Here is a 21,281-nt window from a genome sequence, read left to right as displayed (position 1 = left end):
TCGCCCCGCGCCTAGCAATTTCCCGCGCGGGGTAGTTTTTTTAGTTGGGCGACAAGACGCTGTCGCCGCTTGCTGGTAGAATAGTTATACAGGCGCGCATCTCGCCTTTTTCTGCATAATCAACGCACAGAAAAAAATACCCCGGGTTGTAATGTGGCCCGGGGATTTTTGTAGGAGGCTAAAAGGCTTTATTTTGCCCAGTCTTCCAGGTGTTGTGCCGCGGCGGGGAGGACGGCTTTTAGCCAGTTGTGCCACGCTTCGCAGGTAAAAAAAGACCCGGGGTGCCGGATAGCGGCCCCGCTGGCGGACACGTTACCCGCGCGGATAGAGAACACCGGGCGCGTAAAGGTATTGTTTATCTTTTCGCCCCAAGGGGTTGCTTTGCCAAGTGTTAAAGCGGGGGGAAACTGTTCCGTATGCGAGAGGGCGGACATCCCGGCAAAAATGCAAATTCCGGGTTTTAAGGTGTTTAAAACATCTTTAAATGCCTGCCAGCCTTGCGCAAAATCCCGTTCGCTCGGGCGGTCCGACGGCGAGGGCATTGGGCGTTGTACAAAATTATAGAACGCGATATTTTCCCATAATTTGGGTGCGGTTTCCGCCGCCAGTTTTCTGCCCGCCAAAAACGCGTTTAAATTGTTCCAGGTCGGGCTGTTCCAGCAATGTTGGGGATAACACCGCTCCGCCACCAAGCGGCGTGTGTAGAGCGGATTTTGGACGTCTTCTACATTGGATTTTGCTTTATCAATATAATGCGATTCCAAGATTACCAATATTTTATTGGACGCCGAAAGATAATTTTTGCCCACCCACGGGTACCAAGCGAGTTTTCCCGCCTGGCAGAGAGCCTCAAAGGTTGGGTCAAACGACTGCGTTTGATATTGCTCAATTTCCTTTAAAGTTATCATAATGTGGCTCCTGTTTTGTTTACACAGTTGGCGGTATCGGTCAAAATGGAAGCAATGCGGTTACAGGAAGCAGGTATTTTTTCCATATCTAGCGAATTTCCCCAGAAATAACTAGTTGGGATAGCGCTTTCTGCGTTGTCCAATGTTTGCACTATATATTGCTCGTCTTTATAGTACACTTTTTTAATCTTGGCCCACGGAATCCGATAAATGGTGTCTAATTCCGGGTCATCCCATATGAGTTCGTTTTCCGTAATAACAACCCTTTCATTTTCTTCGGTAGAAAAAAACAGGATTTTTTCATTTTGGGGAATTTGATACGCTTCGCGTATCTCGCGTTTCTTATCTTTTTTTAGTATTTTAAAGGATTGCAACCCTTCTAGCGGAGCGTTATCCTGATGTTTATTAGGGGACTCCGATTTTATCTTGTGAGAAACATAATCAAGTCTGTTGATATTAAATGCAAAGACTTCGTTCATTTTTGCCCCTCCGTTTGGTATTGCTCAATTTCCTTTAAAGTTATCATAATGCGGCTCCTAAAATATTAAAGTAAAATTAACATAACTCTTTTTATTATTATTTATGGTTCTTTTTAAATTTAGTCCTCCTAATATTTTTTTTAACCAAGGAACTCTGGGTAAACCCGGAACATTTATATCTATGGCAATTTCAAAGACTTTTGCCATTTCCGTACAAACTTGAAACTGAACCTTGCGCTTTTTCAGAGGATTTTCCTGATTGCAACGCATATTAATTAAAGCGTTTAATTCTGGATCATCTTCTAAGTGATATTGGAAAAGCAGGGCTTTTGCCTTTTCTTTATTGGGAGTAGCGCCAGGGGATGTCTGCTCTGATCTGTATGAAATCATCATACTTGATTTAATATCTATTTTTGCAGAACCGTAAGGATGCGTTACAGTAGTATTCTTATTTCCTGTCTGGGTTTGTTCTTCAACACAGATGCACCTCTTAACTCCCAAAGCATTTACTATTTCGCTAAATTTGCTCCAACGATTCTTTGCACTCTCTAATAATAGATTTTGCACATTGCCCTCTTTCAATACCACATAATGGTCGGTATCATAGGGGTCTTGTAGTAATGTGTTACCGGGTTGCAAAAAGCCCGTTCCTTTTAAGTACTCAAATAGGGCTCCTTCGTAATCATCATCTACATTTACTACCACAGTATTGTGAAGTTTGCAAAATCCTACATCACTCCATTTCTTTTCCTCATCCCTTGCTTTGTTTTTTAAGACATCATCAACTACAATGATTATTTTCCTTTCGGTTGGTTCTTTTGTTATTTGCATTTTTTGCTCCTTGTGCTTTGTAAAATTACATTTCTGGTCTTTCTATCCCTTCCCATTTCAAAAACCCGACATCTCGGCACGGTAAGACAATTTTTAGAATTTCAAGTACCTTGGCTTCTGCTTTTTGCGCAATAGAGCGATGGCCTTCGGCAAGGAACTGCTTTAAGGCATCTTGTAGTTTGTTCTTTTGGCGTGCAGAACAGTAAATTTCTATCCTGGATGTTCTCCCAGCAACATCTTTTTCGTTGGAAGGCAGCGAAAAATAAAAAAAAGGGAGTTTTTTTTGATAATAAATCTGAGTTTCCTCATCTTTACGTATTCTTTTACCCCTCGCCTTAATTAGCGGTTTAAGAATTTTTGAGATATTAATGTCCGTAAACGGTCCTTTGTAGTATTTCCCGGCATACCAAAGGGAGTCGTCAATATCATTATTTAAAGATTGGGAAAAAATAATTATCTCTTTCATTTTGTAATCTCCTTTATTTGTTTCTTTAACGCATCAAAGAATTTGTTTCCATTTGAAGCCTCAAAAGACCCAAATTCTATGCGAGGTTTGTGGGCGTAGGTAAGTAAATCCTTTAACATTTCTTCTTCTTGCCATTTTTGTATGGTCATTTCACAGTTGGGAATTTTATCTGAGTGAGTTCCTACTATAATTAACTTTTCTTTTATATCCTCTTTACTCATAACATTTTCAAACCCTTTAATCATAGCCTTCATAGCACGTAAACACCTTTTATGCTTATCATCATCTTTTAAGGATTCAAGGTTGAGAAAGTATAAGATACAATCCGCACTTTTTGCCTTTTGAAACAGTTTTTTCCTATCTATTACGTCATAGCCTTGCCCTGCTGTATCAATAACCTGCGTTCCACATTCCCAGATTTTTTCCCAAATTACTCTTGATTTTATAAACTCTCCCACTGGGGTTGCTTGATAGGTACCAGAGGTGTCCTTGCCGTCCAGTTTATGAGAGAAAGTCGTTTTTCCGGCACCTTTTTCCCCACAAAGTAAAACTTTATAAGGGAGAAGATATTTGAGCAGAATCTGGGCTCTAATGGATTTTTTTATATGATTTACAACATTCATTTTTGTCTCCTTAATTTTTTATCTGCTTTTTAGCAACCAGGTGCGGCCTTGGTCCTTGGAATAAAAGGTTCCCTTGGCAGAGAGGGCTACCAACTGCGTGCCGACGGTTTGCAAGTCCTTAAACGGACCCGCCACGGTGCCGATGTACCGGCTTAACCAACTGCGGCCGCCGTTATAGGAATATTCTATATGGCAGGGATTTTTGGGGCTGATGCGTAAGATTTCATTACCGACTTGAACTATTTGGCTCATAATTATTCTCCTTTTACAAAAGTGTAACACGAGGGCGCGACAATACTATTGTCGCACAGTCGTTCTATAATAAAATTAATTGGGAAGCGAGGTGTCGGAATAAAAAAGCGGCGAATTACCGGAGCCTTTGGAATAACCCAAGTAATCGCCGCTTGCTTATTCCAAAAGAATAAGCAGGAACGATTATTTTAGGATTCCAAAGTGCCGACGGAATTATTCCGTCAGCTCTGCCCAGTCCCAAACCGGGCTTCCTGAAAATAATTAATTCGCCAACTCAAATTGTAGGGCGGACAAGCCGCCTTTTTTATTATATCACAATGTTTGGAAGTATGCTATTATATGAATATGTCTATTAAAAAAGCCTCTTTAAGCAAAATGAACCGCATTTTGTATTTACTTGCCAAATTACAGCGCGGAAGTGTTAATTTGTCCGTGGAAGCGCGTGAATTGGGGTTTTCCGTACGCACCTTGCAGCGGGATATCCTTTTTATTGAAGAGGCTTGTTTCCCAATAGCGGAAACGGGACCGGGATTATACCGGCTGGCGGAGGGGTTTTCGCTGGCTAAACTGCCGCTTTCCGCGCGGGACAGCGCGCTGTTAGCTATTATGGGGGAAGTGGCGCAAGACCTTGGGCCGGAGTGGCAAGAGAGTTTTACGCGCCTGCAAAAGGCTGCGGCCCGTCCGGAAGGCAAAAATATTTATTTTATTAAAACCCCGGAGATAAAGGGTAAATCCAACCCGCAGGTAATGACCCGGCTGGAACAAGCCCTCTACCAATATACCTATATTAACCTTTGCTATATCAATAAGCGCAACCAGCGGGTTTGGTACAACCACTTGCGCCCCGTAAAAATCGCCTTGTTCGGCACTTGGTATCTTATCACGCTAAACAGCGAAAATACCTTTATGAAGTTTACGCTTTCGCAAATAATGGATATCCGCCTGTTAAAGGAGCATTTTACGCCCATAAACATAGAGGATAAACTGCGCACGGAGCCCAATATTTGGTTTGACCAGGAGCAAAATATAGAGGTTACGTTGCGGGTTGCGCCGGAAGCGGCCCGGTATTTTAAAGAAACGGTGGTGTTTTCGCACCAGCAAATAAAAGAAACGCTGGCGGACGGGGCGCTTATTTTAACCTGTAAAACGGCTAATTTTATGCAACTTTTGCCCCAAATAAAGCAATGGCTGCCCTATGTAAAGGTGCTGGCCCCGGAGAGCCTGGAAGCGCAACTGCGGGCCGATTTAAAGGCTTATTTACATTGACAAGCAACTCCCGTTTACTTACAATGTTTTATACGGTATTTTGCGACGACGCACCTATTTGCAAAACAATGACAGCCACCATTATTTTTATTTTATTTATTGTTTTTTCTCTCCTGATCCTGCCTTGGGGACGGAAATTTTTTGGGGAAACCTGCCGGAAATATTACTATCCCGTTTGGACGTTTTTATATGCGGGGAGTGTTATATATTTGGCCTTTTTGTGCCGCACCCCCAAGCCGGGGCTTGTATTGCGTATGGAAGTGCTGAAAATTTACCGTTTGGCGGCGCATTGTCTGTTAAAAGACGGCACCGTTTCTGCCTATGTCTGCAACAATATTTTGCAAACAAGAAACAATGTATTTAAAATATCCCAAAAGGCACCGCTGCAAGATATGGTTTTAAATATCGTATTTTTCCTGCCGCTAGGTTTTTTATTGCCTTTTTTGTGGAAAAAATGCACTTGGTGGAAAACGCTTTTTGTCGGTGCGGTTATTTCCTGCATAATTGAGGGTTTGCAGGCTTATACCCATTTGGGGGTATGCGATATAGATGATGTGCTAAATAACGTGCTGGGGGCTGTTTTGGGGTACTTTTTGGCTAAATTAGCCGTACGGCTCAACCCGCAGGAGATGAAATGATGAATTTTCGCCTATTAATAGCGGCTCTTTTTAAAAAAGTGGTGCAAATTACGGCACGCATTTTACATTTGCCGGAGCAATTTGTCTGCTTTTTATATATAGGCACTTTGAATACCGCCTTTGCATACTGCCTGTATGTGTTCTTTGTATGGATAGGATTGAATTATATTTTCGCACCGCTTTGTTCCACCGTTTTAGGGGTACTGTTCAATTTTAAGACCATTGGCGGAATTGTGTTCCAGAGCCACAACAACGCACTTTTAGGAAAGTTCTTCGGCGTGTATGGTGTGGTTTACCTGTGTAACGTGGCAGGCTTGAAAATATTATCTTCCGTCGGGCTTAACTTATACATAGCGGGGGCAATTTTAGTTTTACCTCTTGCAATGCTCGGTTTTATACTTAATAAAAAGTTGGTATTTCACAAATGAAAAAGAAAATTTCAATTATTTCCAGCGCATTTAACGAACAGGAAAATGTGTGGGAACTCTACAAGCAAGTAAAGGCCGAAATGGCCAAATACGCGGATAAATACGATTATGAACAGGTGCTGCTGGATAACGCTTCCACCGATGGAACACTTGAAGAACTGCGCAAAATTGCTGCGCAGGATACGCATTTTAAAGTAATTGCCAATGCCCGAAACTTTGGGCATATCCGCTCGCCTTATTATGGCATTTTACAGTGCAGCGGGGATGCCGTTATTTATATGGCCTCTGACTTGCAGGACCCGCCCGCACTTATTGGACAGTTTTTAGCCAAGTGGGAAGAAGGCTTCAAGGTAGTGCTTGCGCAGAAAACGCAAAGCAAGGAATCTGTTTTGTTCTTTGCCGTACGGCGCTTTTATTATTGGTTGCTTAACCTGCTTAATGATTCCGGCGCGCAACTGCCGGCCAACTGCACCGGTTTTGGCCTGTACGACAAAGGCGTGGTGGAGGAACTGCGCCGCTTAAATGACCCTTATCCATATTTACGCGGGCTGGTATGCGAACTGGGCTACAAGCGCGCTCTCGTGCCGTTTGTTCAGCCGACCCGTAAACGCGGATTTACCAAAAATAACTTTTACACGCTGTATGATAACGCAATGATTGGATTTACCAATCACTCCAAGGTTCCTTTGCGGTTGGCGGCAATGGGCGGCTTTGTACTGGGGGGGATAAGTTTAGCCCTGGCCTTTGTTTATTTGATTTTAAAATTATTGTTTTGGAATAATTTTCCAATGGGCACAGCCCCTATTTTGTTAGGGGTACTGTTCTTTTCCTCTGTGCAACTGTTTTTTATTGGAATCATTGGCGAGTATATCGGGGCTATTTTAACCCAAGTGTTAAAGCGCCCGCTGGTAATAGAAAAGGAGCGTATTAATTTTAAGTAAAGTCTAAAAATACATCTTACATTATCATAAAAAACACCCCGGGGTTAATCAATATCCCGGGGTGTTGTACATTTTGCAGACTTTTTATTGCACCGGTTCAGGTTCCTCTATTTGAAAGTTTTGGAGTTGGTCATCATCCTCGGCAAATGGATTCGCCTCCTCGGTGCTTACTTTCTCATTGTGTTTGAAGATTTTTGCTTCAACCGACTCCTTCCACACTTCTTCCTTATTCGTCAACTCACTAGCCAGTTTCGCAAGAGTCGCATTTCTGGCGGTGGCATCCTTAATATCATACGCGTTCAAAAAGCGCGGGGTAAAGGAATCAAAGAATGCTGTTACTTCGGCTGATTTGCCCTCCAAACCATACTGTTCAAATGCCATAATCCAGTACGATTTCACATTAGCCAGGGCCATTTCCGATAGGGCTTTCTCTTGGTTGGCGGCTTCTTGGCCCAAAAGTTCCAGTCGGCGCTCCACTTTTTCCTTCTTGTTCAACAAGCGGGAATTGAGCAACTTAGTAGCCTTTTCCTGCTGTTTCTGTTTGTTGTCAGACGACTCATTGCTACGCAAGGTCGCAACAACCGAGGCTAAATATTCATCATACCAAGCACCCATTTGTTTCAGTTCGTCTGCGGAAACATATGGTTTATAACTATCCAAAGTAACGCGTTTTTGTACCGCAATTGCTTCGGTTTGCGCCTTAATAATGTTATCAATAGCCTTTTGGTTCTTTATCTTGTTGCCCTCTCCGGAAGCACGGTTAAAGTTCACGCTAGACGCCTGATATTGCAAGCGTTTTACTAAGGGCGTGGTAACATACATATTGTCCATTACGCCCAATTTGCCCAAGGCTTCGCGCCCAAAGATAATCGGAGAGCCCATAAACATACCTTCTGACGATTCCTTTTCCGCTCCGCTTACCGTTTCATAGGCATCCATTTGCTTCGTGTTATAATCCTGGCCTTCGGCTTTAAGTTGGGCTAAAACGGCTTCTTGGTTCTTTTCGTCCTGTTTGAGTTTGTCCGGGTCATAAGCACCGCCGTATTTGGGGCTAGCCATTTCGTTCTGTACTTCCTTTTGTCCTTCATTCGTAATATGGAACTTCACATACGGATAGATGACATAGTCCGCTCCTGCTAATCCACCAAAGAAGAGAATATTACTTTTTAACCCTTGTACAAAGTAACTGGTTTTCAGCCAAGCCTTGCCCATACTCCACGCAAAGCGCGGGTTGGTCAAAAATTCCTTAGTAAAGGCTTTTGTCGGCACCAGGCGCGGCATCAACGAATCCAAGAACTTATTGTTATAGTTGGCAATTCTAAAATACTGACTGCCTACCTGTTCCGCCCACTGACCGTTTGCCAACATCTGCGCCGGGAATTTAACTGCCCCGGGGATAGAAAGCGGGTCAAACGCCGTCCGGGCCGCCGTGCGGCTCATAGCCGGGGCCACTACCACATCCGTACTAAACAGTTCGTTGCCCGGTTTACCCAACTTAGTTATGTTCCACCAAGAGGACTCCATCGCAACCCCCGTAGCGCCCGGCTGACTGGCCAGTACCGGCATTTTGTCCGAACCGTAAACCGGCATTCTAATATTTACCCAGCCGTCAAACCCGCCAGATTTGGCCGCATCAAAACTGATACCTTGCATACGGGAATATGCCTGTGCAGCACGCAGTTCCGGCACCGATAATTTCAGCCAAGGATACATCATTCCTTCGGTTTTTTGCATTCCTTGCACGCCGTGGTTCATTAAGCGCAGCATATCATAATCTTTCACACCGTTTTGCAAGGTGGCTAATCGGCCCGCGAAATTAACCGAGCCAACATTTTGTGCTCCACCCGGTAATATTTGGTAGAAATCCACACCCACAATTTGGCGGTTGGGGGTCATCCCTACCCAGCGTCTCGGGTTCCAGCGGGAATATTCATTTTGCAAAAAACGCATAGAAGATTTACCAGGCTGGGCAATTATCTTTGTTTTGACAACGGGTGCCAACCCTTCGCCCACCTTGGACGGAAGCGTTGTAGCCGGTGCTTTGCCTGTCTCAATATAACGAACCGCCATTGTTACATTGTTATTAACAGCCTTGGACGTATAAGAAGCCAACCTGCCAGCCTTGGTCAATTCCACGCGGAAGGTCAAAAGCGCACGTCCTTTATTAGATTTGGCCGCTGCGTTAACGGCTTTCGGCAAAGCAAGCATGGCCCCACGCGCAAAACGGAACGCTTGGCTGGCCGCTTCAATCAGAGTGCCGCCATATACCCACAAAGTCGCTTCCCCGACAAACCAGAAGAACGCCGCTGCGTTTTCTTTATCCACTTTGGCTTTATTTAAGCCGTTATGTTGGGCAATTTCCACCCAGCGGCCCTTAGAGGTATATATATACCCGTAAATCATACGGATGGAGCCGTCCGGGTTTTGCAGCATATTGCCTTGGTTAGAAGGCGCAATAGCAGGGATAGAGGTTTCAGGGCTATTTAAGATAACAATTCCTTCTTCCCCAGGATAAATCGGCCCGTTCACACCATCAATAATCCCGTCCTTATCCCTGAATACAAGGAAACACTTCCCGTCACGGTTCACCTTCGCCCCATCCACTATAAAGGTATTAACAGCAGCTAGGCTCTTGCATCGGCCATCAATGTCTCCACCACCCTTATTGGTAATTTTCATCAGAATTAACGGTTCCGTAGCAAATTGGTTATAGATATCCGCCAACTTATCCGATAATGCCTGCATTTGTTTGGAATCCAAACCATAGTCCTTATAATAAGAACCTTGCAAAGGTTCATACAAATCAGCCACGCGGAGGGCAAAAGTTTTGCGGAAAGCAAACTCGTCCTTACTCGTTTCTTTGCCGGCCTGGTTACCCATTAATACGGATGCCGCTTCCAACGCAATTACGCGCGTGGAAAGGGAATAAACCTTGGGGTCGGAGAAGTTTTTGAAGAATTGCATAGCATTATTCCACTTTTGCGACCCGCGGGCTTCTTGGCGGACCTCATCTACTATGCCCGCAATAATTTGGTTTACTACCGGTGCATTATCCGCTTTAAAATCGGTATTCTTGACGCCACTATCAAATTTTTTGACTAATATGCCCACCGAGGCCGGATCATTAAGCAATGTATATTTGGTGGCATAGTCTGCCAAGGCTATAACATCTTGGAAGTGTTCATCATTGGAGTTAAGCCCTTTTTGGGCAGCAGCCGCCATTTCGGAAAAGTATTTATTTTGTACCGACTGGAAATGGTCTGCCGGGAGAACAGAACCAGATTGTTTTACATATTGGCTAACCTTTTTGGGAACTCTTTTGGTTTGAAAGGAAACTTGACCGTCGGTACCCGGTTTTCTGACCATAACCATATCATAAGTGATAACAGTCGTTTTTTTACCAGGACCGGGGAGTTGTTGTTGGGTTAAAAGAGGATCCTGTTTTTTTACGGCAACCAAGTAATTATGCGTTTTGAGCATAGCAATACGCAAAGAGCCCACAGCCATCGTACGAATCATAGATTCATGCGGCAGAGAGGAAAGCATCCCTTCCCGATATGCCATACGCAGATAAACACTTTCCAAATCATTATTAAACTCTTCTAACGCGGCTTTATCCGCGTTGCCGCTTTTTACAGCCTGCAACATATAATCCACCGTGTTGCCCAAGGCTTCGGCCGCATAGACGGTGTTCATTAAAAAGGAGTCGTTGGTATTGCCCATCGGGTCAATAAAGTCACCCATGTTTTGGAGAGTCAGTTCGTCCTTGGCTAACAGTTCAAGGACGTCATTTTGCGGGCGTTTGAGGGGGAGCGCCTGTACACGCGGGGCCACATAAGTAGCGTCCCGCTCCATAACTGCCCCAGAGCGGACATCCCGTTGATAATCTGCAAAAGCCTGTTCTTGGGCGCGTTTTTCCTCAGCGGCTTGGTTGTCTGCCTCTTTTTTCTTTAATTGGTGTAATTTATCCAAATCTTGGAAACGTTGGTAATACGTACGGCTTCTATCTTCAAAATGTTTCCTTGTCTGATTAATTTGCGTAGGCAGTTGTTTATTAGCCGCCTGGGAAACAGCCGCACCTACATTAGGTCTGGCAGTCGTACCCGTAGTGTTTTTTTGTCCTGACGGACGGCGCGCCTGTGCCCACGCCGAGGGGGTGGGGAGAACACAATTTAAAGCAAATACAACGGCAAGTACACGGCAGAAAAAAGATTGCATAGAACGCTCCTTGTATAATAGGCCTAGTTATATTGTACCGCTTTTATACATTTTTTCCAGGGGGCAAAAGACCTATTTCACACGGGACCAAAAGTCCTATATCATTTATAGGCCCCGTCTTTTTTATCTTTTATATTATATTACAATTATATGTTTTTGTTGCTTTTTTTAAGCAATGCAAAAGAAGTCTTTTATGTGTTATAATAGAAAGGAACTATAAACTCTTGGCGGAGAATAGTCTTACAGCGGGGAAACCCGCCCTTGCTGCTTACAAAAATTCTCTTCCAACTGTTTACTTGGCAATTCTGATATCAGGGATTGCTATAAAGTGTTAATTTCGTACAATAAAAGTTACGGGTGCACCCGTTTACATTTTACAACAGGAGTTTGTTATGAAAGTACTTTTGCTGGCAGGTGGACTTGGTACCAGATTGGGGGAAGAAACCTCTATCCGCCCCAAACCGATGGTGGAAATAGGCGGTTACCCGATTATTTGGCACATTATGAAACTTTACACCCACTACGGGCTGACGGACTTTGTTATTCTGTGCGGATACAAAAGTGAAGTCATCAAAGAATACTTTGTCAATTACTACACCAACAACTCTGATGTTACGATAGATTTCCAAACCAATCAAATTGATGTCCATATGAACCGCTGCGAACCGTGGAAAGTTACCCTTTTATATACAGGGCGTAACGCAATGACTGGCTCGCGCATTAAGCAGGCTTGCAAGTTTGTAGGAGACGAGCCCTTTATGCTGACGTACGGGGACGGAGTGTCCGACGTGGATATTAATAAGTTGTTAGACTGCCACAAAAAATCGGGCAAACTGGTAACTTTAACAGCCGTCCAGCCCACAGGCCGCTTTGGCGCGCTTAATATTGAACCGAGCGGCATCATTTCACGCTTCCAGGAAAAGCCGGTAGGGGACGGCGCGTGGGTAAACGGCGGCTTTTTCGTTTGCGAACCCAAAGCCTTTGACTATATTCCGGATGGGGATAATATTATGTGGGAACGCGAACCGCTTACCCAACTGGCCAAGGAAGGCCAATTAAACGCATATAAGCACTATGGCTTTTGGCATCCGATGGACACGTTGCGCGACAAAATTGAACTCAACGAACAATGGACCGCCGGAAAAGCCCCGTGGAAAGTGTGGGAGGAATAAATATGTGGAGCGATACCTATAAAGGCAAGCGCGTTTTACTTACCGGGCATACGGGATTTAAAGGGTCGTGGCTTGCGCTTTGGCTTACCCAATTAGGGGCCGAAGTTTGCGGATACTCCTTAAAACCCAATACGGTGCCTTCTATGTTTACGGCCCTGGATATTGAACATAAAATCGCCAAAAATGTTTTTGGCGATATTTTGGATAAAAATCTTTTAAATAAAACCTTTGCCGAATTTCAGCCGGAAATAGTATTTCACTTGGCGGCCCAGCCGTTAGTCCGTTTATCCTATGCGGAGCCGGTCCTTACCTATGAAACCAACGTAATGGGCTCCCTAAATGTATTGGAAGCCGCCCGCAAAACACACTCTGTAAAGGCTTTTGTAAATATTACCACGGATAAATGTTACGAAAATAAAGAAATCGCCCGGGGCTATACGGAAGATGCGCCGATGGGGGGGTATGATATGTATTCGTCCTCCAAGGGGTGTGTGGAAATTTTATCCTCGTCTTACCGCCGCAGTTTCTTGCAGGACGGCTATGCGTTGGCTACGGCCCGCGCCGGGAACGTGATCGGCGGGGGCGACTGGGCGGCAGACCGTTTATTGCCCGATTGTGTGCGTTCCATAGAGGAAGGAAAAACCATAGAAATCCGCAACCCGCACGCTACGCGCCCCTGGCAACATGTTTTGGAGCCGCTTTCCGGCTATTTGCTTTTGGGGCATTTGCTCTATACCAAGGGGCGTGAATATGCCGAAGGCTTCAACTTTGGGCCAAAGGCGGACAGCGTTTTAACCGTGGCAGAGGTAGCCGAACTGGCGGTAAAGTATTACGGAAAAGGTGAAGTGGTGGTGCATAAAAAAGATAATTTGCACGAAGCCAACCTGCTAATGCTGGATATTACCAAAGCCAAGGAACGCTTGGGCTGGACGCCAACCTATACGGCCGAGCAGGCTGTGGAAAAAAGCATTAGTTGGTATAAACAATTTTACGAAGGAAAACCAATGTACGATTTTACCTTACAACAGATTAGTGAATATATGGAGAAGATGCAATGGAAAAAGAATTAAGAGCGGCTGTCCAAGCGGCGGCGGCCAAGTATTTTGACGAAGTTTGTGGCACTAAAAAAGAGTTATCTTATATTCCTGCTTCGGGCAAACTGTTAGACAAGGCAGACCTGTCCAAAATGATTGATGCCACCTTGGATATGTGGCTGACGGCAGGACGGTTTAATGACCAGTTTGAAAAGGATTTTGCCGATTTTTTGGGTGTCAAATTCGCCTTATCTACCAATTCCGGTTCCTCGGCCAATTTGTTAGCCTTATCCGCCCTTACCTCTTATAAATTGGGCGACAGACGGCTTAAAAAAGGCGACGAAGTCATTTCCGTTGCTGCCGGCTTTCCCACCACCGTTAACCCGATTATCCAGCAGGGTTTAATTCCCGTATTTGTGGATTGCGAAATCGGCACCTATAATATTGACGTCAAACAAATTGAAGCGGCCGTTTCGCCCAAAACCAAGGCTATTTTCCTGGCACATACGTTGGGAAATATGTTTGATATGGATGCCATTATGGACATCTGCAAAAAACACAATCTGTGGCTGATTGAGGACTCCTGTGATGCTTTGGGAGCCGAATGGGACGGCAAAAAGGCGGGCACGATTGGGCATATCGGCACATACAGTTTTTATCCGGCCCACCATATGACAATGGGCGAGGGCGGCGCCGTGGTAACCAACGACCCGCAACTCTACCGCATTATTTTATCGTTCCGCGATTGGGGCCGCGATTGCTGGTGCAAGCCGGGGGTGGATAACACCTGTAAAAACCGTTTTAATATGCAACTGGGGCACCTGCCTTTTGGCTACGACCATAAATACACCTATTCCCATATCGGGTTCAACTTAAAAATTACCGATTGGCAGGCCGCTGTGGGGGTAAGCCAACTGAAAAAATTGCCGGGTTACCTGCAAAAACGCACCGAAAATGCCGCTTATTTAATGAACAAACTTGCGGACCTGACAGATGTGCTTATTTTACCCAAGGTGGACAGCAAGGTAAAACCCTCTTGGTTCGGCTTTTTAATTTCCGTCAAGCCCGAAGCCAAATTCACCAAGCAACAATTAGTGGAATACTTGGAAAAAAACGGGGTGGGAACCCGCCAATTATTTGCGGGCAACCTTTTGCGCCAACCGCTAATGGTAGAAAACGACGTAACCCTGCGTATCGGCGCGGGTGCGGTGCAAAATTCGCGCGATTTGACCGAGGCTGATTACCAAAAATTGCCCAATACAGATTTTATTATGAACAATACCTTCTGGGTAGGGGTTTTCCCGCGGTTAGGGGAAAAGGAATTGGATAAGACCTCGCGCCTTATTCACGAATTTGCCGCCCGGCATAAATAACCTATGAAGAAACAACTTTTGCTGACCGGGGGAAACGGGTTTATCGGTAAGAACATACGGGAGAGTTTTTTGGCCCAAAAGTATGATATTACTGCTCCGCGCAGCAGCGAACTTAACTTGGCTGATACAGCGGCCGTGGATAATTATTTTAAAACGCACCAATTTGATGCGGTTATCCACGCCGCGGTAAAGCCCGGCCACCGCAACGCCAAAGACCCGACGAACCTGCTCTACACCAATTTACGGATGTTTGAAAATCTGACCCGCCATACGGACAGGTTTGGCCGCCTGATTAATTTGGGCAGTGGTGCAGTGTATGATTCCGCCGCCGACAACCGCCTAGTAACCGAGGACCAAATCGGCCTGCGGATGGGGAAAGATGACCACAGTTTTTGCAAATATGTGGTGCATAAACAGATTGAAAATATAAAAAACGCAGTGGACTTAAATATTTTCGGCATTTTCGGCAAGTACGAAGATTGGGAAATCCGCTTTATTTCCAATGCTTGTTGCAAAGTCCTTTTTGATATGCCTATTACGTTGCGCCAAAACAGGCGTTTTAGTTACCTCTACGCGCCGGATTTAATGCCCGTGCTGGATTACTTTATAGAGCACGAACCGAAGTTCAAATGTTATAACGTAGTACCTGATGAAGAAACCGAACTTTTGCAAGCCGCGCAAACGGTTTTGGATGTCAGCGGAAAAAAATTGCCCATACAAGTTGCGCACGAAGGTTACGGCCTTAATTATTCCGGCTCTAATGCCAGATTAAAGGTCCAAATCCCGGGGCTTACGTTTACCCCGATAAAAGAAGCAGTATCAGCCCTGTACGGATATTACCAAACCCAAAAGGCTGAACTCAATCCGGATTTATTACAAACAGATAAATAGGAGCACCCAATGAACAATTTAGAAAGAAAAATGTTGGAAACCTTACAAGATTTAAAAGCCAATCACCACGTGATCGGCATTAAGGCTGAGTTTGAGGCCGAGGGTACACGTATGGAAGAAGCCTTACGGTTAAAAGAAGTGGTAACCAAGGCCGGGTTGGATTTAGTTATTAAAGTAGGCGGTTGTGAAGCCATTAAAGATATGTTTGATGCGCGTACTATTGGCGTGAAGGGTATTGTCGGCCCGATGATAGAAACCCCCTACGCAATGAGCAAATATGTCAAGGCGACGCACTTTGTCTTTCCGGAAGAGGAACGCCAAGAAATGGAATTTTTTATTAACGTGGAAACCTATACCGGAGCCGAAAATTTAGATGCTATGATGGCTCTCCCGGAATTTAACGAATTGGCGGGCATTGTGTTGGGACGTGTAGATATGACAGGTTCTATGGGGCTCTCTCGTGAGGATATTAACTCCGAAACCATTTTTAAAATGGCCGAAACAATGAGTGCCAAAGTACATAAAGCAGGCAAGAAAATGGTTATCGGCGGAGGGGTATCTGCACACTCGTTACCGTTCTTTTCTCGCCTGCCGCAAGGGTCTTTAACCAAGTTTGAAACGCGCAAAATTATTTTTGATGCCCAAGCCGCAATCAAAGACCCTAACGCCGATAAAGGCATTTTAAAGGCCGTAGGCTTTGAACTGATGTGGCTTAAAAACAAGCGCGATTTTTACGGGATGATTTACCGCGAGGACGAACAACGTCTGACAATGCTGGAAGCCCGTTACAAAAAATTAATTGAAGAAGCGGGCGGACAATTTTAGGTATTTTTTAATTATGATTAAAACCTCGGATTATTTGGTTAAAAAGTTGGAAGCGTTGGGCGTGGATACTGCTTTTATGGTGTCAGGCGGCGGAGCAATGCACTTAGACGACAGTTTTGGTAAAAGCAAAAAAATCCGCTTAATTTGTAATCATAACGAACAAGCCTCCGCTATGTGCGCTGAGGGCTACGCACGCGCAAACCAAAAGTTAGCCGTAGCGTGCGTAACCACGGGGCCGGGGGGATTAAACTGCTTAAACGGTGTTTTTGGTGCTTGGACGGATAGCGCGCCAGTACTGTTTATTTCCGGCCAAGTAAAATATACCACCACTTTATCTTCTTGCCCGGATATTCCCTTGCGCCAACTGGGCGACCAAGAAGCAAACATTATCCGGGTGGTTACACCGCTGACCAAATTTGCCAAAATGGTTACCGACCCTTACGATATTGATGCCGCCATAGAGGAGGCCGTTTTTAAAGCGACTACCGGCCGCCCAGGCCCGGTATGGATAGATATTCCGTTAAATGTGCAGGCCGCACCAATTGACGAAACCAAACTCAAAAAATTTGTTCGTCCGGCGGAAAAAACTGCCGATATGGCAGACAAACTCTGCCAAGCGGCTGACCTGCTAAAAAGTGCCCGGCGCCCGGTACTTATTGCGGGGAACGGCATCCATTGTGCGCGGGCGCAAAAGGATTTGCGCGCGTTTTTGGATAAAACCCAAATCCCCGTATTGGGTACATTTAACGGGTTTGATTTAATCCCCTCTGATGCCCCGCTGTTTGCGGGGCGTATCGGCACCGTAGGCCAGCGTGCTGGGAACTTTGCCCTGCAAAACGCTGATGTAGTGCTGTGCGTGGGCACACGCAATAATATCCGCCAAGTGAGTTATAACTGGGAAAATTTTGCCAAAAATGCAAAAAAAATAGTGGTGGATATTGACCCTGCCGAACTTGAAAAGCCAACGGTCCGCCCCGATTTGCCCATTTGCGCGGATGCGGGATATTTTCTCCGCGGATTGACCGCACAAATCGGCCTGCTTGATATTGCGCCTTGGCGCGAATACTGCCGTAAAATGCGGGTTAAATATCCGCCTTTGCGGGAGTTTTCCATTAATCAGGCAGATAAGGTTCACCCATATTTATTTATGGAAAAATTGAGCCAAATTCTTCCGCCCGAAAGCCGCGTGGTGGCCTCCAACGGTACGGCCTGTGTGGCGTTTTTTCAGGCATTTGAAAGCAAGGCGGGGGAACGGCTTTTATTAAACTCCGGTGATGCTTCTATGGGGTATGGCCTGCCCGCGGCTATCGGTGTGTGCGCCGCGAACAACCGCCGGGACGTTATCTGTCTGGAAGGCGACGGCAGTATTATGATGAATTTGCAAGAATTGCAAACCGTAAAAACCAATAATCTTCCGCTTAAAATTTTTGTACTGAAAAACGGAGAATATATTTCTATTATCCAAACCCAGCGCAACTTTTTTGACGGACGGCTGACGGGATGCAACGTGCAAAGCGGGGTGGAAGTGCCGGACTTTGTAAAAGTGGCCGAAGCCTTTGGCTTACCCGCTGTGCGCATTAGCGCCAATAGCGAACTGGCTGACAAAATACAACAGGTGTTGGATATGACCGGCCCCGTAGTGTGCGAGGTGGATTGCACCGAAAATTATACCTTTGCGCCGAAACTTTCCGCGCGCAAACTGCCTGACGGCACAATGATTAGCCCGTCCCTGGAAGATATGTATCCGTTCCTGGACCGCAAAGAAATGGAAGAAAATACTATTAAATGAAAACCATTATCCTTACCGGTGGAACCGGCTATCTTGGCAGACATTTATCGTCCGCATTGGAGACGGAGGGATACCACGTTTTATGCTTGCGCCGCGCCTTTTCGGACGAACAAGCCGAAGCCTTATTTACCCATCAACCCGTATTTGCCGTTATTCATTTAGCCACCTGTTATGGAAGAAATGGGGAGAGTATGGCTGAACTAACGGAGGGAAACTTGCTCTTTCCGTTAAAGGTTCTCCACCTTGCCATAAAACATAAAGTAAAAGCCTTCCTAAATACGGATACGATTTTAACGCGTTTTCTTAATCCGTACGCGCTGTCTAAGGCGCAATTTGCGGAGTGGCTAAAACTATCAGCCGATAACATCACGGCGGTAAATATCCGGCTGGACCATTTTTATGGGCCATTTGATACTCCTAATAAGTTTATTGCGTTTCTATTTAAAAGTTTTCGCGAAAATGTGCCCGAATTAAACCTAACGGAAGGCGCGCAAACGCGGGATTTTACTTACATAGATGATGTGGTAAGCGCATATTTGTCCATATTAAAACACTCGGACGAATTTCCGCGCGGAAAGGTAACCGCCTTTGAGGTTGGAACAAACCGCAAAACAAGCATAAAAGATTTAGTTTTACTGGTTCAACGCACCTGCGGCAACACGGCTACGCGCCTAAACTTTGGCGCGCTCCCATATAGAAAAAATGAACAACTGGATTATGATTTAGATACAACCGCCCTTGAATCATTAGGTTGGAAAGCCGAGGTTTCGCTGGAACAAGGGCTGTGTAATATTATGAGAGAAGAATATGGAACAGATAAATAATCTGGTTTTAGGGGCTGGAATTTCCGGACTTTCTTGTGCGTTTCATTTAAATAAAAAGAAACAACAAGCAATCATTTGCGAAGCCTCTAATGATTGGGGCGGTCTGTGCGGAAACTTTTCTATACAAGGGTTCCGTTTTGATAAATTTGTACATTTTTCGTTTACAGAAAACGAATATGTTAAAAATTTATTTACCCATAATTTAGAAATTCTTGTTCATAAACCGGAACTTACTAATTTTTATTATGGAAGATGGTTAAAACATCCGGCACAAAATAATTTACAATGTTTAAATTTCCAGGAAAAAGTGAAAATTTTTCTTTCTTTTTTAACTAAACCGCATATTACGCCCACTAATTATGATGAATGGTTGCGTGTTCAATATGGCAATTATTTTGCAGAACATTTTCCGAAGAATTATACCCGTAAATATTGGGGGCTTGAAGCAAAAGAATTAGAAACAAAATGGGTTGGGAAGCGAATGCGCCCCATTACCATAAAAGAAATGCTGCAAGGGCTTATGCATAAGAAACAAAAAACACTTTATTATGCTAAAAATATGCGCTATCCCCAGACAGGCGGTTTTAAATCTTTTCTGTCCGTCTTGGCTCAAAAAACAGATATTAGATTAAATAAAAAGGCTGTAAAAATAAACTCAAACACAAAAGAGGTCTTTTTCGCAGATGGGTCGAGGATAACATATCGGAATCTTATTTCTACAATTCCTTTGCCGGAAGTAATTAAATTATTGCCTAATGTTCCGGCCTCGGTACAAGATGCCGCCCGTAAGTTGCGTTATACTTGCGGGTATATGGTATCAGTCGCACTAAAAAAGTCATATGACTTTAAGGGCAATTTACTGTTTTATGTATATGATAAAGAGATTCCGTTCTCCCGGGTTTATTTTCCTTCTATTAAATCGCCGGATAATGTCCCTGCCGGAGCAAGTTCTTTACAAGCAGAAATATTTTTCGCCAATGATACCCCTGTTCCTAATAAGGAAATGATTTTAACACGCACAATACAAGGCTTGTTGGCAACAGGTATTATCCAAGAGAAAGATATTTTATTTACAGATATTCGTTTTGAGCCATATGCAAATGTAATTTTTGATTTGCAAATTTATAATAATAGAAAAATAGTTTTAGATTATTTAAAACATATCCAAATTATCCCTGCGGGCCGCTTTGGAACGTGGGAATATTTATGGACCGACCAATGTGTCCTTAACGGGAAAAATGTTGCTGAGCAAATCACAGGAGATAACATATGAACCAACACACAGATTTGATATCCATATTCTTGCCATATTATAACGATAAGAATTTTTTGCCGCAAGCAATTAATTCTATATTAGCCCAAACCTACACTAATTGGGAATTATTTTTAGTCAATCACGACTCAGCAGACGGCTCTCGGGATATTGCCCACTCGTTTAAGGATATCCGCATTAAACATATTGACATACAACATAATACCGGAGCGGTGGGGGCTATTTTGTTTGACGAATTTTTAAAGCAAGCAAAAGGCAATTATATCAAAACCTTTTCTGCCGATGATGTATTGTTACCGCATTGTTTTGAACTTTTGCTTACGGCACTAAAAAAAGCGCCTGCACAATCATTTTGTTTCGGAAATGCTGAATATGTAAATGAAAAATTACAAAAACTTGGTTCCACTTTCTTTCAAAACAGGGATGGGTTTGATATTAATGCAACGGCTCCACAATATTTAAAAAAAATGATTAATGGTTTTTCACCATTTCCTTATGCGGGTTTTTTGGCTTCACGGGAAGCATTTGATTTTTCTATTGATAAAACAACTATTATGATGTTTGATATGGCTATCTACGCTAATTTACTGGTTAAGGGATATACTCCTATTTTTATTGATACTCCCGTAGCCTTGTATCGTATTCATCCCGGGCAAACAACAGGTTTGACCCAGTACCACAAAGCCGTATTCCGCTCTATGTTTGAGGTGTTTAATTATCTTAAAATTTTTTTAAACATAAAAAATGTTATGCTTCTAAAGCAAGCATTCCCAGATAATACCATTATTCAAAAATTACAAAAAGGAGAAGAAAACTTATTACCCTTTGCTGTGGCCAAATATTTGGCAGATTCTCCTGATATTTACAGGGTTTTTGCAGGACGTATGTTCTTATCCGAAATATTTAATAATGATGAAATCCGTCTGCTTATAGAACACAAATTTAATTATTTTGTTGCTGATTTTAGGAAATTATATACGGAACATCCCGTATATTTATCTTATAGAGAACCTCTATCCGATAAAAACATTCCATTATTCCGTTTAATAT

At 44.0% G+C, this 21,281-nt stretch carries 20 protein-coding genes; 13 read left to right on the top strand and 7 right to left on the bottom strand.

All coding sequences use genetic code 11. The features are described from left to right. Positions 1–188: 188 nt before the first annotated feature. From ACQY2K_RS04640 to ACQY2K_RS04615, 6 genes are read right to left on the bottom strand one after another with little or no spacing between them, the layout of a single operon-like run. Positions 189–908, bottom strand: coding sequence for a hypothetical protein (locus ACQY2K_RS04640; RefSeq protein ID WP_428040930.1), 720 nt, complete (start codon positions 906–908; stop codon positions 189–191). Further along, a complete protein-coding gene (locus ACQY2K_RS04635; protein WP_428040929.1) occupies positions 905–1,387 on the bottom strand; it encodes a hypothetical protein in 483 nt (160 codons plus the stop codon). The genes ACQY2K_RS04640 and ACQY2K_RS04635 overlap by 4 nt, the downstream gene beginning before the upstream one ends. 57 nt (positions 1,388–1,444) lie before the next feature. Continuing rightward, positions 1,445–2,218 carry a hypothetical protein gene (locus ACQY2K_RS04630; protein WP_428040928.1) on the bottom strand — a complete coding sequence of 258 codons (774 nt, stop codon included), beginning with the start codon at positions 2,216–2,218 and terminating at the stop codon, positions 1,445–1,447. Positions 2,219–2,243: 25 nt separating this feature from the next. After that, positions 2,244–2,684 (bottom strand): hypothetical protein, encoded by a 441-nt coding sequence (locus ACQY2K_RS04625; protein ID WP_428040927.1) that lies wholly within the window; start codon positions 2,682–2,684, stop codon positions 2,244–2,246. After that, entirely contained in the window at positions 2,681–3,307 is a 627-nt protein-coding gene (locus ACQY2K_RS04620) for a GTPase domain-containing protein (RefSeq protein ID WP_428040926.1), read from the bottom strand. Before ACQY2K_RS04620 ends, ACQY2K_RS04625 begins: the two co-directional genes overlap by 4 nt. An 18-nt stretch (positions 3,308–3,325) precedes the next feature. Next, a complete protein-coding gene (locus tag ACQY2K_RS04615; protein ID WP_428040925.1) occupies positions 3,326–3,559 on the bottom strand; it encodes a hypothetical protein in 234 nt (77 codons plus the stop codon). Between the two features lie 345 nt (positions 3,560–3,904). Between ACQY2K_RS04615 and ACQY2K_RS04610 the strand changes: the two genes are divergently transcribed. The 4 genes from ACQY2K_RS04610 (at position 3,905) to ACQY2K_RS04595 (ending at position 6,832) form a co-directional block, all read left to right on the top strand. After that, positions 3,905–4,825: a helix-turn-helix transcriptional regulator gene (locus ACQY2K_RS04610; protein ID WP_428040924.1), complete on the top strand. Its 921-nt coding sequence runs from the start codon at positions 3,905–3,907 to the stop codon at positions 4,823–4,825. Positions 4,826–5,034: 209 nt separating this feature from the next. Continuing rightward, positions 5,035–5,463, top strand: a complete 429-nt coding sequence (locus tag ACQY2K_RS04605) for a VanZ family protein (protein ID WP_428040923.1) — start codon at positions 5,035–5,037, stop codon at positions 5,461–5,463. Then, positions 5,460–5,891 carry a GtrA family protein gene (locus ACQY2K_RS04600; protein WP_428040922.1) on the top strand — a complete coding sequence of 144 codons (432 nt, stop codon included), beginning with the start codon at positions 5,460–5,462 and terminating at the stop codon, positions 5,889–5,891. Before ACQY2K_RS04605 ends, ACQY2K_RS04600 begins: the two co-directional genes overlap by 4 nt. Next, positions 5,888–6,832, top strand: a complete 945-nt coding sequence (locus ACQY2K_RS04595) for a glycosyltransferase (RefSeq protein WP_428040921.1) — start codon at positions 5,888–5,890, stop codon at positions 6,830–6,832. Before ACQY2K_RS04600 ends, ACQY2K_RS04595 begins: the two co-directional genes overlap by 4 nt. 84 nt (positions 6,833–6,916) lie before the next feature. Here ACQY2K_RS04595 and ACQY2K_RS04590 read toward each other — a convergent pair whose 3' ends face one another. Next, entirely contained in the window at positions 6,917–11,050 is a 4,134-nt protein-coding gene (locus ACQY2K_RS04590) for a hypothetical protein (protein ID WP_428040920.1), read from the bottom strand. Between the two features lie 392 nt (positions 11,051–11,442). Here ACQY2K_RS04590 and rfbF point away from each other — a divergent pair, with 392 nt between their 5' ends. The 9 genes from rfbF to ACQY2K_RS04545 form a co-directional block, all read left to right on the top strand. Further along, complete coding sequence (gene rfbF, locus ACQY2K_RS04585) at positions 11,443–12,222, top strand: glucose-1-phosphate cytidylyltransferase (protein ID WP_428040919.1); 780 nt, start codon at positions 11,443–11,445, stop codon at positions 12,220–12,222. A gap of 2 nt (positions 12,223–12,224) precedes the next feature. Next, the gene (gene rfbG, locus ACQY2K_RS04580) at positions 12,225–13,292 is read left to right on the top strand and encodes a CDP-glucose 4,6-dehydratase (RefSeq protein ID WP_428040918.1); all 1,068 of its coding nucleotides are present in this window, start codon (positions 12,225–12,227) and stop codon (positions 13,290–13,292) included. Continuing rightward, complete coding sequence (rfbH, locus tag ACQY2K_RS04575; protein ID WP_428040917.1) at positions 13,277–14,629, top strand: lipopolysaccharide biosynthesis protein RfbH; 1,353 nt, start codon at positions 13,277–13,279, stop codon at positions 14,627–14,629. Before rfbG ends, rfbH begins: the two co-directional genes overlap by 16 nt. A gap of 3 nt (positions 14,630–14,632) precedes the next feature. Next, positions 14,633–15,520 carry an NAD-dependent epimerase/dehydratase family protein gene (locus ACQY2K_RS04570; protein WP_428040916.1) on the top strand — a complete coding sequence of 296 codons (888 nt, stop codon included), beginning with the start codon at positions 14,633–14,635 and terminating at the stop codon, positions 15,518–15,520. A 9-nt stretch (positions 15,521–15,529) separates the two neighbouring features. Further along, positions 15,530–16,345, top strand: a complete 816-nt coding sequence (locus tag ACQY2K_RS04565) for an aldolase/citrate lyase family protein (protein WP_428040915.1) — start codon at positions 15,530–15,532, stop codon at positions 16,343–16,345. 13 nt (positions 16,346–16,358) lie between these two features. Next, the gene (locus ACQY2K_RS04560; RefSeq protein ID WP_428040914.1) at positions 16,359–18,134 is read left to right on the top strand and encodes a thiamine pyrophosphate-binding protein; all 1,776 of its coding nucleotides are present in this window, start codon (positions 16,359–16,361) and stop codon (positions 18,132–18,134) included. After that, positions 18,131–18,958 (top strand): NAD-dependent epimerase/dehydratase family protein, encoded by an 828-nt coding sequence (locus tag ACQY2K_RS04555; RefSeq protein WP_428040913.1) that lies wholly within the window; start codon positions 18,131–18,133, stop codon positions 18,956–18,958. The genes ACQY2K_RS04560 and ACQY2K_RS04555 overlap by 4 nt, the downstream gene beginning before the upstream one ends. After that, positions 18,942–20,231: a protoporphyrinogen/coproporphyrinogen oxidase gene (locus ACQY2K_RS04550; protein ID WP_428040912.1), complete on the top strand. Its 1,290-nt coding sequence runs from the start codon at positions 18,942–18,944 to the stop codon at positions 20,229–20,231. The genes ACQY2K_RS04555 and ACQY2K_RS04550 overlap by 17 nt, the downstream gene beginning before the upstream one ends. Then, positions 20,228–21,281: glycosyltransferase family 2 protein (locus ACQY2K_RS04545; RefSeq protein WP_428040911.1), on the top strand; the 1,054-nt coding region annotated here is incomplete at its 3' end. The genes ACQY2K_RS04550 and ACQY2K_RS04545, both read left to right, overlap by 4 nt.

Origin of the sequence: Candidatus Avelusimicrobium fimicolum, assembly GCF_021632165.1 — a bacterium.
GTDB lineage: Bacteria > Elusimicrobiota > Elusimicrobia > Elusimicrobiales > Elusimicrobiaceae > Avelusimicrobium > Avelusimicrobium fimicola.
The sequence above is the reverse complement of the archived record's forward strand: the minus strand, read 5'-3'. Positions and strand labels throughout refer to the sequence as shown.

What these genes read in the sequence shown, in the direction of transcription:
- ACQY2K_RS04640 (WP_428040930.1), bottom strand. Translation starts at nt 908, where the DNA reads ATGATAACTTTAAAGGAAATTGAGCAATATCAAACGCAGTCGTTTGAC.
- ACQY2K_RS04635 (WP_428040929.1), bottom strand. Translation starts at nt 1,387, where the DNA reads ATGAACGAAGTCTTTGCATTTAATATCAACAGACTTGATTATGTTTCT.
- ACQY2K_RS04630 (WP_428040928.1), bottom strand. Translation starts at nt 2,218, where the DNA reads ATGCAAATAACAAAAGAACCAACCGAAAGGAAAATAATCATTGTAGTT.
- ACQY2K_RS04625 (WP_428040927.1), bottom strand. Translation starts at nt 2,684, where the DNA reads ATGAAAGAGATAATTATTTTTTCCCAATCTTTAAATAATGATATTGAC.
- ACQY2K_RS04620 (WP_428040926.1), bottom strand. Translation starts at nt 3,307, where the DNA reads ATGAATGTTGTAAATCATATAAAAAAATCCATTAGAGCCCAGATTCTG.
- ACQY2K_RS04615 (WP_428040925.1), bottom strand. Translation starts at nt 3,559, where the DNA reads ATGAGCCAAATAGTTCAAGTCGGTAATGAAATCTTACGCATCAGCCCC.
- ACQY2K_RS04610 (WP_428040924.1), top strand. Translation starts at nt 3,905, where the DNA reads ATGTCTATTAAAAAAGCCTCTTTAAGCAAAATGAACCGCATTTTGTAT.
- ACQY2K_RS04600 (WP_428040922.1), top strand. Translation starts at nt 5,460, where the DNA reads ATGATGAATTTTCGCCTATTAATAGCGGCTCTTTTTAAAAAAGTGGTG.
- ACQY2K_RS04595 (WP_428040921.1), top strand. Translation starts at nt 5,888, where the DNA reads ATGAAAAAGAAAATTTCAATTATTTCCAGCGCATTTAACGAACAGGAA.
- ACQY2K_RS04590 (WP_428040920.1), bottom strand. Translation starts at nt 11,050, where the DNA reads ATGCAATCTTTTTTCTGCCGTGTACTTGCCGTTGTATTTGCTTTAAAT.
- rfbF (WP_428040919.1), top strand. Translation starts at nt 11,443, where the DNA reads ATGAAAGTACTTTTGCTGGCAGGTGGACTTGGTACCAGATTGGGGGAA.
- rfbG (WP_428040918.1), top strand. Translation starts at nt 12,225, where the DNA reads ATGTGGAGCGATACCTATAAAGGCAAGCGCGTTTTACTTACCGGGCAT.
- rfbH (WP_428040917.1), top strand. Translation starts at nt 13,277, where the DNA reads ATGGAAAAAGAATTAAGAGCGGCTGTCCAAGCGGCGGCGGCCAAGTAT.
- ACQY2K_RS04570 (WP_428040916.1), top strand. Translation starts at nt 14,633, where the DNA reads ATGAAGAAACAACTTTTGCTGACCGGGGGAAACGGGTTTATCGGTAAG.
- ACQY2K_RS04565 (WP_428040915.1), top strand. Translation starts at nt 15,530, where the DNA reads ATGAACAATTTAGAAAGAAAAATGTTGGAAACCTTACAAGATTTAAAA.
- ACQY2K_RS04560 (WP_428040914.1), top strand. Translation starts at nt 16,359, where the DNA reads ATGATTAAAACCTCGGATTATTTGGTTAAAAAGTTGGAAGCGTTGGGC.
- ACQY2K_RS04555 (WP_428040913.1), top strand. Translation starts at nt 18,131, where the DNA reads ATGAAAACCATTATCCTTACCGGTGGAACCGGCTATCTTGGCAGACAT.
- ACQY2K_RS04550 (WP_428040912.1), top strand. Translation starts at nt 18,942, where the DNA reads ATGGAACAGATAAATAATCTGGTTTTAGGGGCTGGAATTTCCGGACTT.